The organism is Luteimonas sp. Soil_N_1 (genome assembly GCF_057656255.1).
On record NZ_JBDGKS010000001.1, the window covers coordinates 475,539 to 489,734 of the forward strand.

Sequence of the window (14,196 nt, forward strand, 5' to 3'; positions counted from 1 at the left end):
CGAGTATGCAGGCCGTCCGCCGCTCGCGGCTCAGGCCTGCGATCATGTGCGCATGACCACGCCGCTTCCGTTCTCCGCACTCGCGCTCGCGCCCGCCCTGTTGCAGGGCGTCGATGCCCTCGGCTATACGTCGATGACCCCGATCCAGGCCGAATCGCTGCCGCCGATCCTCGAAGGCCGCGATGTCATCGCCCAGGCGCCGACGGGCAGCGGCAAGACCGCCGCGTTCGGGCTCGGTCTTCTGCAGAAGATCGACACCGGCCTCATCGAGACCCAGGCGCTGGTGCTGTGCCCGACGCGCGAGCTCGCCGACCAGGTCGGCAAGCAGCTGCGCAAGCTCGCGCTCGGCATTCCGAACCTCAAGCTCTCGCTGCTGTGCGGCGGCATTCCGCTCGGGCCGCAACTCGCTTCGCTGACGCATCCGCCGCATGTCGTCGTCGGCACGCCGGGCCGCATCCAGGAACTGGCGAAGAAGAAGGCGCTGCACCTGCGCCACGTGCGCACGCTGGTGCTCGACGAAGCCGACCGCATGCTCGACATGGGCTTCGAGGAATCGATCCGCGACATCGTCAAGCGCGTGCCGCCGACGCGGCAGGGCCTGCTGTTCTCGGCCACGTTCCCGGACGGCATCCGTGATCTCGGCACCGCGATGCTGCGCGAGCCGGTGCAGATCGGCGTCGAAGGTGACGCGCCGGCGCCGAAGATCGAGCAGATTTTCCACGAGGTCGAACCGTCGCGCCGCGCACCGCAGCTGGCCGCGCTGCTGCTGCGCCATCGTCCGGAATCGGCGGTGGTGTTCTGCAACACCCGCGCTGACGTCAACGAGGTCGCCGGCTCGCTCGCGCACTACGGGTTCGATGCACTCGCGCTTCACGGCGACATGGAACAGCGCGATCGCGACGAGGTGCTGGTGCGCTTCGCCAACCGCAGCTGCAACGTGCTGGTGGCGAGCGATGTCGCCGCACGCGGGCTCGATGTCGAAGACATCGGCGCGGTGGTGAATTACGAGCTGCCGCACGATGCCGACACCTATGTGCACCGCATCGGCCGCACCGGTCGTGCGGGCCGCTCGGGCCTGGCGCTGAGCCTGGTCACGCCGCGCGAGCTGCCGCGCACCGCGCTCGTCGAAGGCCAGTTCGGCGCACCACTGCGCTGGGAAAAACTGCTGCCGCTCAGCGGCAAGGGCAGTGATGTGCCGGCCGCGCCGATGGTCACGTTGCGCATCGATGCCGGTCGCACCGACAAGCTGCGCCCCGGTGACATCGTCGGCGCGCTGACCGGCGAGGCCGGGCTGCACAAGGACGCGATCGGCAAGATCGACGTCTTCGCCACGCGCAGCTACGTCGCCATCACGCGCGGCAAGGTGCAGCAGGCGGTCAACCACCTGCGCGACGGCAAGATCAAGGGCCGCCGCTTCCGCGTGCAGCCGTTGAAGACGACGTAATCGTCCCCGGCGCTGCGCGAGACTGCGCGCATGCGCCTGCTGATCATCACCTACGGCACCGAAGGCGACGCGCGACCGCTCGCCGCGCTCGGCTGCGCCTTGATGCGCGCAGGACACTCGGTGCATCTGCTCGGCGATGCCGAAACGCTCGACAGTGCCCGCGCGCTTGGCGTGCCGGCGACCGCGCTGGCCGGCGACATCCGCGGCACGCTGTCGCGCATGCGTGCGATGCGCCAGATCGAACGCGCGCTGATCCGCATCGTCGAGGCGCGGACGCCCGAATGGATGCAGCAGGCGAAGACGCTCGGCGCGGGCTGCGATGCGGTGATCGTGTCCGGCCTCACCGCGTTCGTCGGCCTGTCGGTGGCCGAGGCGCTGGGCGTGCCGGCGATCGGCGCGATGATGATTCCGATCAGTCCGACCGCCGCGCTCACCTCACCGCTGTCGCCGCTGCGTCTGCCGCGCGTGCTCAACCGCAGCTCGCACGCATTCGTGAACCACATGGTCTGGCGCACGTTCCGCGCGACGACGAATCGTGGCCGCCTCTCGATCGGTCTGCCGCCGCGCAAGACGCTGTGGACCGCGCATCCGGTGCTCTATGGCGTGTCGCCGGCGTTGCTGCCGGACATCGACGACTGGCCGGATGACGCGATCGCCTGCGGTCAGTGGGTGCCGCCGACGACAGACTGGATTCCACCGCCCGGCCTCGTCGACTGGATCGAGTCCGGACCGCCGCCGGTCTACGCCGGCTTCGGCAGCATGAGCGGCTTCGATGCGTCGCGCGTGCGCGACGCTTTGCTGGCCGCGGTCGGCGATCGGCGCGTGCTGTTCAATCCCGGCTGGAGCGGCATCGATACCACCGGTCTTCCAGCGAACATCCACGTCATCGGCAGCGTGCCGCACGAGTGGCTGCTGCCGCGCTGCGCGCTGGCGATCCATCACGGTGGCTCGGGCACCACGCACTCGGCATGCCGCGCCGGCATTGCGTCGGTAATCCTGCCGTTCGCCGGCGACCAGCCCTTCTGGGCGGGCCGTCTGCGTGCGCTGGGCGTCGCCGATCGCGTGCTGTCGGGCCGGCGTCCGTCGGCATCCGGGTTGCGCGCCGCGATCGCATTCGCCGAACGTCCCGAGACCCGCGCGCGGGCCGCGGCACTTGGCGCCGTGATGCGACCCGAAGACGGCTGCGCGACCGCGATCACGTGGATCGAGCGACTCGCCAAGCCCCGCGCTGCTGACCGATAATCGCGGCTCGCGCGGCCCTGAGATGCCGCGTGCACAGGGGATCCGATGCACCGTCGTTCGCTGTCGACCCGCGGCCTGTTCGCGGTCGCGTTGCTGTCGCTGTGCCTGCACGTCCAGGCCGCACCTGCCACACCCGCCGCTGCCGTGCCGACGTCCGCGACCGGCGCCATCGCCGCACGCGTCGAGGCGATGCGCCAGGACGATCCTGTCGCCGCGCTGGCGCTCGGTCTGCCGGTCTGGCAGGCCGCCACGAACAAGGCCACGCAGATCGATCTGGGCCTCGCGCTGGTCGATGCCGCGGCCGCGGCCGGGCGGCTCGACGATGTGGTCGCGATCGGCACCGGTCTGCGCACCGGCGCGACGCTGACGGCGGCGCAGCGGCTGCGTCTGTTCAAGCAGCTCAACGGCGCGATCAAGGTCACCCGCGATGCCGCGCGCATCGCCGAACTCGAAGCGGACATGGCCACGCTGGAGACCGAGCTGCCCGGGGAGAAGAGCCTCGCCGAACTGTGGCGGCAGCTGGCCGCGTCCTATTACCTGATGGGCGCGCAGGACGATGCGCTGCGCGTGGCGAAACTGGCGCTGTCGAAGGTGCGCGAGCGGCCCGACATGGTCGAGTACAACGCCAACCAGATCGTCTTCATCATCGAGGCGCAGCAGGGCCGTATGCCCGAGGCGATCGCGGCGTTTCTCGAAGTCGAACGCGTCGGCAAGGCGCTCGACCGGCCCGCCGATCCGGCGCTGCTACACAACGCGACCGGCGTGTTCGTCTACGCGAAGGAGTGGGACAAGGCGATCGAGTACGGGCGCCGTGCACTCGCCGCGCAGGACGCGAATCCGCGGCCGGGCATGTCGCGGGCCGAGATCCTCAACAACCTCGCGTCCGCCTTCGAAGGTGCCGACCGGCTCGACGAGGCCGAGGCCACCTATCGCGATGCGCTGGCCAACGCGCGCAGCGAAGGCATTGCGCCGACCGCCCAGCTCAACAATCTCGCCCACGTGCTGCGCCGGCTCGAGCGTCCGCGCGAGGCGCTGCCGCTGCTGCTCGAGGCCGCCGCGCTGATCGAGGGCGCCGGCGATCACGGCGAGGCGGCGATCGTGCATTCCAACATCGGTGCGATCCAGGTCGCGCTCGGCGACCGGCGCGCCGCAGCCGTGGCGTTCGAACGGTCGCGCGAGTTGTTCGCGCAGTCCGACAACGTGCCGCGGCGTCTGGAGTTGTACCCGCGCATGATCGACAACCTCGACGCACTCGGCCGCCATCGCGAGGCGCTGGGGCTGATGCGCGAGTACAAGAGCGTCAACGATGCATCGGTCAACGTGGAGTCGAAGACCCGCATCGCCGAACTCGAGTCGGCGGTGGAACTGGCCCGCAAGGAAGGCGAGCTGGCCGACGTCGAACGCGCCCGCGCCGACGAGCAGGCCGCATTCGCGGAACTGCAGACGCGCGAGCAGCGGCAGCGCGCGATCGTCTGGGGACTGGTCGTCGTGCTGCTGGCACTGGTCGCGATGATGGCGCTGAAGATCCGCGAGGGCCGCGCACGCCGGCGCATCAACGAGGAACTGGCGCGCAAGAACGTCGAGATCGAAACCCAGCACCGCGAACTCGAACAGCTCACCGCGACGATCCGCCGCCAGAGCGAAGAGGACGCGCTGACCGGCCTGCGCAACCGCCGTTTCGTGAAGGGCTGGCTCGATACACGCGCAGTCGGCCAGGCCACGGCACTGGCGCAGGGCCAGCCTTGCGAACCGGTGCTGGTCGCGCTGCTCGATCTGGACCACTTCAAGCGCGTCAACGATCTGCACGGCCACGAGGGCGGCGACCACGCGCTGATGCATTTCGGCGACCTGCTGCGCGATTGCGCGCGCACGTCCGATGTCGTCGCACGCTGGGGTGGCGAGGAGTTCCTGTGGATCTGCCCCGGCAACACCATGGCCGATGCCCCGGCGCTGTTCCGTCGCCTGCGCGAGCGGCTGCAGTCCGAACCGCTGGTGCGGCCCGGCGGCAGTGTGACGCTGAGCGCGTCGATCGGCTTCGCGCTGTTCCCGATGTGGCCCGGCCATACCGGCGACTGGGCGCAGAGCCTGCGCGTCGCCGACGCCGCGCTGTATCGCGCCAAGCACGCGGGGCGCGATCGCTGGGTCGGCTTCGTCGCAGGCGACATACCGGATGCGGGGCGCGACGGTGTCGACGTGCCGGTCGACACGCTGGAAGCGGCAGGCCATCTGCGGCGCGTCGATGGCGGCGGCGAAACGCCGACGGTGCAGACACGCGACCCACTGCCGGGCTGAGCCCGGATCGCGGGCCGCACAGCGGCTGAATGTCGCTCGCGCACCTCGGGTCCACCCGAGGTTCCGGCCTCGGGCGCAGTCGGGAAAATGAAACGCCCCACTGCACATGGACCGCAGCACATGAATGACAACGCATCCGGCGTCTCGGGCGCCGACGCCTCGAACGGCGCCAACGACGCGCGCGGCGCTGCGGCCGAAGCCGCTGCAGCGCATGGGCTGGACGCTACCGCCAGCGCGTCCAACGAAGCCGTCTCCGCAGCCGAGACCGGCAAGGCCGCTGCCGGTGCGGGCGACACTTGTACCGCCGAAGCCTCGACGAATCGCGCGGAAGCGGCGGCTGCCGAAGCAGTCGAATCTGCTGCGGCACTGGCCGACATCGCCGCGAACAATCCGACGCCTGCGACTGAGGCGATGGCGGGTTTCGCGGCGGGTTATGCGCAGGCGGCGACCGAGGCCGCGGCGTCCGCGCGCAGCGCGCTTGAAGGCATGCAGGCATCGCAGGGTCTGGGCGCGTGCGTGTCGGAAGCGCCGACGTCGCCGACGCAGGGACTTGCGCTGTCCACGATCAACCAGTTGGGCGGGATCTGGTCCTGACGGATTGACGCCCGTCTTCGCGGTGAAGTCCATGGCACCTGGAGATGGGGCGCCAGGGCTGGCGGCTTCGCACTGACGTGCCGTGCGCTCACTCGACGCGCGTTGCGCGTCGATCTTTCCCGGAGGCAGATGCCGGATCGCCCGGGTCTACGACGACATCGGCTCAACCCGCATTGCGGAAGCTGCGCACGTGCTCGATCAGCGCGCGCAGTTTCGGCGGCAGGTTGCGGCGGTCGGGGTAATACAGAAAGAAGCCGGGGAACGGCGGCAGGTAGTCGTCGAGTAGTGTCACCAGTTCGCCGCGTGCGATCCACGGCGCGAACGTCTCTTCGATGCCGATCGTCAGACCGCCGCCGGCGAGTGCGGTGCGCACCATCAGCAGCATGTCGTTGGTCGTGACCTGTGGCTGCACGGCGACGTCGAAGTCCTGCCCGTCCTGCACGAACTCCCAGCGATACGGCGCCACGCCCGGTGCGGGCCGCCAGCCGATGCAGCAGTGCGCGACCAGCTCGCGCGGATGCGCCGGTGTGCCGTGTGCGTCCAGATAGCCGGGCGTCGCCACGACGACCTGGCGCACCGGCCCGGTCAGCGGCACAGCGATCATGTCCTGCTCGATGACCTCGCCCAGCCGCACGCCGGCATCGAAGCCTTCGGCGACGATGTCCGATTCGTCGTCGGTCACGGTCACGTCGAGCACGACCTGCGGGTAGGCCTGCGCAAAGCGCGCGACCAGCGGGCCGGCGAGAAAGCGTTCGGCGATCGAGGTCACCGCGACGCGCAGCAGGCCACGCGGTGGGCCATCGTCGAGCGCGTCATCCAGCGCAGCGCCGATCCGCGCCAGCGGCTGCGCGATCTGTTGATGCAGGCGGTGCCCGGCCTCGGTCAGCCGCACGCTGCGGGTGGAGCGCGTCACCAGCGCAACGCCCAGCCGGTCCTCCAGCTTGCGCATGCCCTGGCTGACGGCCGAGCGGGTCACGCCCAGGCGATCGGCGGCAGCGCGGAAGTTGTCGCTCTCGGCGACCGCGACGAATACGCGCAGCAGGTTGAGGTCGAGATCCATTGGTTAGCGAGTCTAACCACAGCATCCAGCACGGAGGGAATTCTCGCGACGCCGGGCCGCTCCTACCGTATCTGCACCGGGCCCAGACGCCCAACGCAGGAGCTCTTTCATGCAGCAGGACCTCACTGATCGCATCGTGCTGATCACCGGCGCCAGCAGCGGCATCGGCGCCGCCACCGCGCGCGAACTCGCCGCCCGTGGCGCCACCGTCGTACTCGGCGCACGCCGCGTCGATCGTCTCGACGCACTGGTGGCCGACATCACCGCCGCCGGCGGCCGCGCCGAAGCGCGCGCGCTGGATGTGGTGTCGGCGGACGACGTGCAGGCCTTCGCCGATCACGCGCTCGCCGCGCACGGCCGCATCGACGCCCTCGTCAACAACGCCGGCGTCATGCCGCTCTCGCCCTTGTCGGCGCGCAAGCGCGACGAGTGGGACCGCATGATCGACGTCAACATCCGCGGCGTGCTGCACGGCATCGCCGCGGTGCTGCCGGCGATGGAGCAGCAGGGCTTCGGCCACGTGATCAACGTCGCCTCGATCGGCGCGCACCAGGTCTTCCCCACCTCGGCCGTCTACTGCGCCACCAAGTACGCGGTGTGGGCGATCTCCGAAGGCCTGCGGCAGGAGACCACCACGCTTCGCGTGACCGTGGTGAGCCCCGGCACCACGACCTCGGAACTCGCCGACACCATCACCCACGCCGGCGCGGCCGAAAGCTTGCGCGATTTCCGCCGCATCACGATCGAGCCGGAGGCCATCGCCCGCGCGATCGCGTTCGCGATGACCCAGCCCGCCGACGTCGATGTCAGCGAGTTGATCGTGCGTCCCGTCGCGAGCCCGTACTGATGGCCGCCCGTACGTTGCCGCGCTGCTGCCGGCTCGCCGGCCTCGCGATCGCGATGGGACTCGCGGTGCCGGTGGTGTCCCCGCACGCCGGGGATGCGCCGACGCATGTCACGACCCATGACAACGCCGCACAGATCCGCGCCGCGTTCGAGGCTTGGCGCCTCGGGCAGGGCAGCGTGTTCGATCTGCTGGCCGACGACGTGGTGTGGACCGTCGCCGGCGACAGTCCGGTCTCGGGCACGTACCACTCGAAGAAAACGTTCCTCAACGAAGCGGTCGCGCCGATCACCGCGCGACTCGCGACGCCGATCGTGCCGCAGGTGGAGCGCATCGTCGCCGACGGCGCGCATGTCGTCGTGCTGTGGCAGGGCAGCGCCACCGCACGCGACGGCAGCACATACCGCAATCACTACGCCTGGCATCTGGAACTCGCCGACGGCCGCATCGTCCGAGTGACCGCCTTCCTCGACACCTGGGCGCTTGCGCAATTGCTCGATCCGGCCTGAACACGCGGGACCCCGCGCGGCTACACTCGCCATCCGGATCTGGGGAGACCGCGCATGCAACACGAGACCGACGCCGCACCGCGGCCCGTCGACGGCACGCCGATGCCGGCCACGCCAAGTGGCCGCATCAGCTTCGAGCGCCTGCGCGAGCGCAGCGACGAGCTCGAACTGCTGATCTCCGGTCTGCTGGTGTTCGGTCTGTTCACCGTGCCGGGCCGGCTGTTCGACGCGTGGGTGTCCAACACCGTCCACGCCGACGGCATGGCGCAGTACGCGATCTGGTTCGGCTTCGCGGTCGGCGTCGGCGTGAGCTACGCACTAGCGGCCGCGTTCATGACCCACATCGCGATCCGCGGTTACTGGGTCGGCCTGATCGGTCTGAAAGCGACCTTCCCCGACGGCGTGCGCTGGGACCGGCTCACCTCGATGGGCCCGGTGTCGCGCGGCTACCAGCGCGATCTGATCGGCGACATCGGACAGGCCATCGAACGCGCCGACCGCATGGCCTCGATCCTGTTCGCGATGAGCATCCTGATGGCGGTGACCATCGCCGGCATCGGTGTGACCGCGATCGCGTTGATGGTGCTCGGCAGTCTCGCCGGTGCCCTGTTCGGCATGGCCGACCGCGTCGCGCTGATCGTGGGCGTGGTGCTGTATGCGCTGTTCCTCGCCGGCACGCTGGCGATGGTGGTGTGCGAGAAAATGATCGCGCGCCGCGACGCGGCGGGACGTCCCAGCGACGGTCTGCGTCGCCTGTTGCTGCGGCTGCTGCGCCTCTACAGCGTGCTGGTGCCGCAGCGCCTGATCGGGCCGATGCAGCTCACCCTGCAGAGCAATCTCAACGGCCGCGCGTTTCTCGTCGTGTACGCATTTGTCATCGGCGGCGCGATGGTGATCGGCGGCCTGCAGGTCGTCAATTCGGTGAAGTTTTCGCTGCTGCAGGGCTACCAGGTCATCACCGAAGAGGCCGTCGACCACGGCATGCTCGGCGCCCACTACGAGAACATGCGCGCCGAACACGACGCGCTGCTGCGCTATCCGATGATCCCGTCGGACCGCATCGCCGAAACGCATCTGCGACTGTTCATTCCGCACCAGCCGCAGCGCGACAACGCACTCGCGCACCGCCTGTGCCCGATGCTGACCGACGGCCGTAACACCGCCGAAGGCGCAGCGGCCACCCGCAACGCGATCGACTGCATGGCCGCCATGTGGACCGTCAGCATCGACGGCGTCGCGATCCCGCTCGACGACTTCGTGCCCATCGAACGTCGCGATCTCGGCATGCGCGGCCTCGTCGGCTACATCCCGCTCGGCCAGCGGCAGCCGGGTCGGCACAGCCTCGCGCTGACGTGGAACGCGGAGGGCGGCGACACCGGCAAACAGCGCCGCCGCGAGTACCGCATCCCGTTCTGGTTCATTCCGCAGATCGCCGAACGTCCCACGCGGCAATGAAGCCTCAACGCGTCCGCAGCGTGATGTTCGGATGCGAGGCGATGATCTCCAGCACGATGTCGAAGTAGGTCGGCCCGCTGCCGGCCTCCAGCGCGGCAAGCTCGCGCTGCAGGCGCGCCGTGTCGTAACGGCCGGGCGTGTCGAGCTTGCCCTGCAGCCATGCCCGCGTCGCATCGATGCCGAGCGCGTCGCGGCTGCGTTCGAAATCCGTCCAGGACAGCGTGACCGGTGCAGTGCCATCGAGCGCGCCGTAACCGCCGTACAGCAGGTCGTCCAGCGCATCGAGACTGTGGGCGAGCGGCCAGTCGACATCCGCCATCAGCACGCGCGTGATCTCGTCGTAGAACGACGCGATGTCGTGGATGCGTGCGCCGTCGAGGACGAAGGTGGTCATGGCGGGGATCCGGCTGTTCAGAGCGGACCAGTGTCACAAAGACGGAAGCTGGCTGTCGCTGCGGGGATTTCTCTCACGACAGTCCGCACATCGCGATGTAACCTGAACAGAATGGGCCTGACACGCCCTGCAACAGGTCGTGTCGAGGTGGCGGTGCGTTGGGGGGAGGCCCTGGATGCAAAGTGGTCTGACAGGCGAGTACGCGTGGTCGCTGGTGGCGATTTCCTTCGTTGTCGCGGTCGCAGCGTCCTATGCGGCGTTGACGACGCTGGGCCGCATCCGCGCCGCGATCGACGAGGCCGGACGCCGATGGTGGCTGGCAGGTGGTGCGCTGGCGCTCGGCGTCGGCATCTGGTCGATGCACTTCATCGGCATGCTCGCGTTCCGTCTGCCGATTCCGATCGGTTACGACCCGCTGGTCACGGCGGTGTCCTGTCTGCTGTCGATCGTGGCCTCGGCTTACGCGCTGTGGCTGGTGACCCGCGGCCCACTGACGACCGTGCGACTGGTGCTGGGGGCGCTGGCGATCGGCCTGGGCATCGCGGCGATGCATTACGTCGGCATGGCGGCAATGCGCATGTATCCGGCGATCGACTACCACCCGGGCTGGTTCATCGCATCGATCCTGGTGGCGATCCTGGCCGCCGGCGCGGCGCTGGCGATTGCCGACCGGATCCGCGACCACACACCGCGCGCCCACCTGCACCACGCGCTGGCGGCACTTGTGATGGGGACCGCCATAGTCGGCATGCACTACACCGGCATGGCGGGCGCCCGCTTCGAGGCGGGTGCGATCTGCGGCGCCGTGCTGCGCGATGGACTGACGCCCGACACCCTCGCCACACTGGTCACGGTGATCACCTTCGCGGTGCTGGGCACCGCGATCGCGGTCAGCACGCTCGACCGCGTGCTGCACGAGCGCACCAGCCGGCTGTCGGCGTCGCTGCGTGATGCGAACGCGCAGCTCACCCATCTGGCTTCGCACGACACGCTGACCGGCCTGCCCAATCGTCGCCTCCTGCTCGGCTGGGTGCAGGGCATGATCGTGCGCGCACTGGGCGACGGCGGCACGTTCGCGGTGATGTACGTCGACCTCGACGGCTTCAAGGGCGTCAACGACGCCTTCGGGCATCCGGTCGGCGACATGCTGCTCGCGCGCGTGGCCCGCCTGCTGCGGGCGCTGCCCGGAGAGAACGGAACGGCGGCCCGGCTGGGCGGCGACGAGTTCGTGCTGGTGTCGCCGGTGACCTCGCGGATGCACGCCGCCGAGGTGGCGGACGAGGTGCTGCGCCAGCTCGGCGGCGCACTCACGCTCGACGGCTACGACGGCGTGCGCGTGACCGCAAGCATCGGCGTGTCCCTCTATCCCGACGACGGCACGACCGCGCACGCGCTGCTGTCGCATGCCGACGCGGCGATGTACCACAGCAAGCAATCGGGCCGGAATCTGGTGAGCCTGTATCTGCCCGGTATGTCCGAGGATGCGCAGGCGCAGGGGCAACTGGCGCACGAACTGCGGCGCGCGCTCGAACACGACGAACTGCAGCTCCACTTCCAGCCGCAGATCGACGGCATCGACGGGCACTGGGTTGGTGTCGAGGCGCTGGCGCGCTGGGCCCATCCGCAGCTGGGCATGGTGCCGCCGATGCGATTCATCGCCGTGGCCGAGCGCATGGGGCTGATCGTCGAACTGGGCGCTTGGGTGCTCGATGCCGCCTGTCGCCAGTACGCGGTGTGGCGCGACGCGGGCCTGGAGGTGCCGTCGGTCGCGGTGAACATCTCGCCGGTGCAGTTCCGCAGCGGCCAGCTCGTGGCCCAGGTCGAGGACGCGATGCGCCGCCACCGCATGCCGCGACACGCACTCACGCTGGAAATCACCGAGTCGATGGCGATGCAGGAGCCCGACCGTGCCATCGAACTGCTGGAGCGGCTGGGGCAGGCCGGCGCGCGCATCGCGATCGACGACTTCGGCACCGGCTATTCCAGCCTGGCGTATCTGGCGCAGTTGCCGGCGCACGAATTGAAGATCGACCGCCGCTTCGTGGGCCGCATCGAATGCAGCCCCCGCGACGCGGTCATCGTGCAGTCGGTGATCCTGCTGGCCGGTCAGCTGGGCATGGACGTGGTGGCCGAAGGCGTCGAGACCGCCGGGCAGGCGCAGCAACTGATCCGGATGGGCTGCAGGCGTCTGCAGGGTTACCACTTCGGCAGGCCGGAGCCGGCATCCGGCATCCGCCCACCGCGCGTTCCGGCAGGTGCCGGTCGCAAAGCTGCACACGCCGACCAGACGTCGGACTCCTGACCGGCGCAACACACGCCGTGACGGGGCAGCGTCGTCCGGATCGGCCGCGGGCGTCATGCCCGTGCACGTACGCTGGGCAGCGCCCGGCGATCATGCCGGCCCCCGGACAGGAGACCCGCATGGACTGGTCGGCTTCGCTCTACAGCCGTTTCGAGGACGCCCGCACGCGTCCGGCGCGTGACCTCGTCGGCGCCATTCCCTGCGCCGACGTGCCGTACGCGGTCGACCTGGGCTGCGGGCCGGGCAACTCCACCCAGGCGCTGGCGGCGCGCTATCCCGACGCCGACCTGCTGGGCATCGACAGCGCCGACGACATGATCCGTGCAGCCCGTGCGCGCCTGCCGCAGGCCCGCTTCGAGGTCGCCGACATCGGCGCCTGGCAGGCGACGCGGCCGCCCGGGGTGATTCTCGCCAACGCGTCGCTGCAGTGGCTGCCCGACCACGCGCGGCTGTATCCGCACCTGCTCGCGCAACTCGACACCGGCGGCTGTCTTGCCGTGCAGACCCCGGACAATCTGGACGAGCCGCCGCACCGGGTCGCACGCGCGCTGGCCGCATTGCCGCGCTGGGCCGGGAAGATCGGACACGTCCGGCATCCGGACCGCCACGCGGCCGCCTGGTACCACGCGTTGCTGCGGCCCTTGTGCGCGCGCGTCGACGTCTGGCGCACGACCTATTTCCACCCCATGCCCGACCACGCGGCGGTCGTGGAGTGGTTCACCGGTTCCGCGCTCGGGCCCTGGCTCGCGTTGCTCGACGACACCGGTCGCGCCGCATTCCTCGCCGACTACCTCGACGGTATCGCCCGGGCAATGCCGGCCGATGCGGACGGCACCGTGCTGCTGCCGTTTCCGCGCCTGTTCGTGATCGCCCAGCGCTGATCGCACGCATCTGCCACACGGCTTTCATCGGAAGTTTCCGGATCACGCGCCAGAATCCCGCTCCCACCAGAAGGAGTTTCGCCCATGGGTCTGTTCTCCAGAATTTCCGATCGCATCTTCGGCCGCAAAGCCGCCCCGGCCGCAGCGCCCGCACCGGCAGCGAGCAAGCCGCAGGCGGTGATCTTCACCGGCAGCGAGCACGACCCCAAGGTCTCGCCGCCCGCCCGCGAACCTGCACCGGCCCCCACGCCCGCGCCGCCTGCCGAGCCGGTGGATGTGGCGGCCGTGCTGACCGGCATCGCCGAGACCAAGGGCGGCAAGAGCGATTGGCGCCATTCGATCGTCGACCTGCTGAAACTGCTCGATCTCGACTCCGACCTCGCTGCCCGCAAGGAACTGGCCGAGGAGCTCGGCGTGTCCGCCGGTGCGCACGGCAGTGCCGAGCAGAACATCGCGCTGCACAAGGCGGTCATGCGCAAGCTGGCCGAGAACGGCGGCAAGGTGCCGGACGAGCTGAAGGACTGAACCACCCGCAGGCGACGCCGGCAGCGGCGTCGCCTGCTGTTCCGCATCACACCGTTGTTAAGCTCGCGGGCATGCCCGCACACCGCTCCCGCCTCCCTGTCGCCGCGCGCCTGGCCGCGTGTCTGCTGGTCGCCCTGCCGATCGGCGCGACCGCCGTCGACGATGCCCCGTTCCCGGGTACGGCGTATGCCCATCTGCAGCTTCCGCTCGACCCCGCCGCCTGGACCGTGAGCTTCGCGCGCGACGCGGGCAGTGCAACCTGGCAATACAGGCCGCTGGCCTCCGCCGGTACGCGGCCACCGTTCGATGCGATCACGGTCACCGCCCTCGACGCCACGCTCGCGCCGTATGCCGCCCGCGACATGCCGCAGCGCGTGCATGCCTGGCTGGCCGGGCATGTGCCGGGTCTCGCCGTCGACATCCGTCAGCGCAGCCGGCGCGACGGATACGATCGCGTCGTCTATGTGCTGGCCACCGGACGCGCCGAGGACACCGTCATGCTCGGCCTGGCGCAGGACAGCGCGACTGCCCTGCATGCGGCGGAAATCGAACTCCGCGCAGGCACGCCAGAGGCTGACATCGCGCACTGGGCCGCCGTACTGGACGGCGCAACGCTGCGCCCCGCACGACCGTCCGAGGTCGACTGAGTGGCCC

General features: G+C 69.8%; 13 protein-coding genes. 11 read left to right on the forward strand and 2 right to left on the reverse strand.

From position 1 onward, the window contains the following. The first annotated feature begins 52 nt into the window (after nucleotides 1-52). The 4 genes from dbpA (at nucleotide 53) to AC3A4E_RS02275 (ending at nucleotide 5,572) form a co-directional block, all read left to right on the forward strand. Nucleotides 53-1,444 (forward strand): ATP-dependent RNA helicase DbpA, encoded by a 1,392-nt coding sequence (gene dbpA / locus AC3A4E_RS02260; protein ID WP_487629953.1) that lies wholly within the window; start codon nucleotides 53-55, stop codon nucleotides 1,442-1,444. Nucleotides 1,445-1,474: 30 nt separating this feature from the next. Further along, nucleotides 1,475-2,686, forward strand: a complete 1,212-nt coding sequence (locus tag AC3A4E_RS02265) for a glycosyltransferase (RefSeq protein ID WP_487629954.1) — start codon at nucleotides 1,475-1,477, stop codon at nucleotides 2,684-2,686. Nucleotides 2,687-2,731: 45 nt separating this feature from the next. Continuing rightward, nucleotides 2,732-4,978, forward strand: coding sequence for a tetratricopeptide repeat-containing diguanylate cyclase (locus AC3A4E_RS02270; protein ID WP_487629955.1), 2,247 nt, complete (start codon nucleotides 2,732-2,734; stop codon nucleotides 4,976-4,978). Between the two features lie 120 nt (nucleotides 4,979-5,098). After that, nucleotides 5,099-5,572: a hypothetical protein gene (locus AC3A4E_RS02275; protein WP_487629956.1), complete on the forward strand. Its 474-nt coding sequence runs from the start codon at nucleotides 5,099-5,101 to the stop codon at nucleotides 5,570-5,572. A gap of 163 nt (nucleotides 5,573-5,735) precedes the next feature. On the opposite strand, the gene AC3A4E_RS02280 is transcribed toward AC3A4E_RS02275, so the two are convergent. Then, complete coding sequence (locus AC3A4E_RS02280) at nucleotides 5,736-6,632, reverse strand: LysR family transcriptional regulator (RefSeq protein ID WP_487629957.1); 897 nt, start codon at nucleotides 6,630-6,632, stop codon at nucleotides 5,736-5,738. Nucleotides 6,633-6,741: 109 nt separating this feature from the next. Here AC3A4E_RS02280 and AC3A4E_RS02285 point away from each other — a divergent pair, with 109 nt between their 5' ends. The 3 genes from AC3A4E_RS02285 to AC3A4E_RS02295 are packed head-to-tail and all read left to right on the forward strand — an operon-like array spanning nucleotide 6,742 to nucleotide 9,440. Continuing rightward, nucleotides 6,742-7,479: an SDR family oxidoreductase gene (locus AC3A4E_RS02285; protein WP_487629958.1), complete on the forward strand. Its 738-nt coding sequence runs from the start codon at nucleotides 6,742-6,744 to the stop codon at nucleotides 7,477-7,479. Continuing rightward, the gene (locus AC3A4E_RS02290) at nucleotides 7,479-7,985 is read left to right on the forward strand and encodes a nuclear transport factor 2 family protein (RefSeq protein WP_487629959.1); all 507 of its coding nucleotides are present in this window, start codon (nucleotides 7,479-7,481) and stop codon (nucleotides 7,983-7,985) included. The genes AC3A4E_RS02285 and AC3A4E_RS02290 overlap by 1 nt, the downstream gene beginning before the upstream one ends. 54 nt (nucleotides 7,986-8,039) lie before the next feature. Beyond that, complete coding sequence (locus AC3A4E_RS02295; protein WP_487629960.1) at nucleotides 8,040-9,440, forward strand: hypothetical protein; 1,401 nt, start codon at nucleotides 8,040-8,042, stop codon at nucleotides 9,438-9,440. 4 nt (nucleotides 9,441-9,444) lie between these two features. On the opposite strand, the gene AC3A4E_RS02300 is transcribed toward AC3A4E_RS02295, so the two are convergent. Beyond that, a complete protein-coding gene (locus tag AC3A4E_RS02300; RefSeq protein ID WP_487629961.1) occupies nucleotides 9,445-9,834 on the reverse strand; it encodes a barstar family protein in 390 nt (129 codons plus the stop codon). 175 nt (nucleotides 9,835-10,009) lie between these two features. Between AC3A4E_RS02300 and AC3A4E_RS02305 the strand changes: the two genes are divergently transcribed. The 4 genes from AC3A4E_RS02305 to AC3A4E_RS02320 all read left to right on the forward strand — a co-directional run bounded on the left by AC3A4E_RS02305 (nucleotide 10,010) and on the right by AC3A4E_RS02320 (nucleotide 14,189). After that, entirely contained in the window at nucleotides 10,010-12,136 is a 2,127-nt protein-coding gene (locus AC3A4E_RS02305) for a putative bifunctional diguanylate cyclase/phosphodiesterase (RefSeq protein WP_487629962.1), read from the forward strand. 119 nt (nucleotides 12,137-12,255) lie between these two features. Beyond that, entirely contained in the window at nucleotides 12,256-13,017 is a 762-nt protein-coding gene (gene tam / locus AC3A4E_RS02310; RefSeq protein ID WP_487629963.1) for a trans-aconitate 2-methyltransferase, read from the forward strand. Between the two features lie 84 nt (nucleotides 13,018-13,101). Beyond that, nucleotides 13,102-13,542: a DUF3597 domain-containing protein gene (locus tag AC3A4E_RS02315; protein WP_487629964.1), complete on the forward strand. Its 441-nt coding sequence runs from the start codon at nucleotides 13,102-13,104 to the stop codon at nucleotides 13,540-13,542. Nucleotides 13,543-13,613: 71 nt separating this feature from the next. Continuing rightward, the gene (locus tag AC3A4E_RS02320; protein WP_487629965.1) at nucleotides 13,614-14,189 is read left to right on the forward strand and encodes a hypothetical protein; all 576 of its coding nucleotides are present in this window, start codon (nucleotides 13,614-13,616) and stop codon (nucleotides 14,187-14,189) included. Nucleotides 14,190-14,196 lie beyond the last annotated feature (7 nt).

What these genes read in the sequence shown, in the direction of transcription:
- AC3A4E_RS02320 (WP_487629965.1), top strand. Translation starts at nt 13,614, where the DNA reads ATGCCCGCACACCGCTCCCGCCTCCCTGTCGCCGCGCGCCTGGCCGCG.
- AC3A4E_RS02305 (WP_487629962.1), top strand. Translation starts at nt 10,010, where the DNA reads ATGCAAAGTGGTCTGACAGGCGAGTACGCGTGGTCGCTGGTGGCGATT.
- AC3A4E_RS02315 (WP_487629964.1), top strand. Translation starts at nt 13,102, where the DNA reads ATGGGTCTGTTCTCCAGAATTTCCGATCGCATCTTCGGCCGCAAAGCC.
- tam (WP_487629963.1), top strand. Translation starts at nt 12,256, where the DNA reads ATGGACTGGTCGGCTTCGCTCTACAGCCGTTTCGAGGACGCCCGCACG.
- AC3A4E_RS02280 (WP_487629957.1), bottom strand. Translation starts at nt 6,632, where the DNA reads ATGGATCTCGACCTCAACCTGCTGCGCGTATTCGTCGCGGTCGCCGAG.
- dbpA (WP_487629953.1), top strand. Translation starts at nt 53, where the DNA reads ATGACCACGCCGCTTCCGTTCTCCGCACTCGCGCTCGCGCCCGCCCTG.
- AC3A4E_RS02295 (WP_487629960.1), top strand. Translation starts at nt 8,040, where the DNA reads ATGCAACACGAGACCGACGCCGCACCGCGGCCCGTCGACGGCACGCCG.
- AC3A4E_RS02285 (WP_487629958.1), top strand. Translation starts at nt 6,742, where the DNA reads ATGCAGCAGGACCTCACTGATCGCATCGTGCTGATCACCGGCGCCAGC.
- AC3A4E_RS02265 (WP_487629954.1), top strand. Translation starts at nt 1,475, where the DNA reads ATGCGCCTGCTGATCATCACCTACGGCACCGAAGGCGACGCGCGACCG.
- AC3A4E_RS02290 (WP_487629959.1), top strand. Translation starts at nt 7,479, where the DNA reads ATGGCCGCCCGTACGTTGCCGCGCTGCTGCCGGCTCGCCGGCCTCGCG.
- AC3A4E_RS02300 (WP_487629961.1), bottom strand. Translation starts at nt 9,834, where the DNA reads ATGACCACCTTCGTCCTCGACGGCGCACGCATCCACGACATCGCGTCG.
- AC3A4E_RS02275 (WP_487629956.1), top strand. Translation starts at nt 5,099, where the DNA reads ATGAATGACAACGCATCCGGCGTCTCGGGCGCCGACGCCTCGAACGGC.
- AC3A4E_RS02270 (WP_487629955.1), top strand. Translation starts at nt 2,732, where the DNA reads ATGCACCGTCGTTCGCTGTCGACCCGCGGCCTGTTCGCGGTCGCGTTG.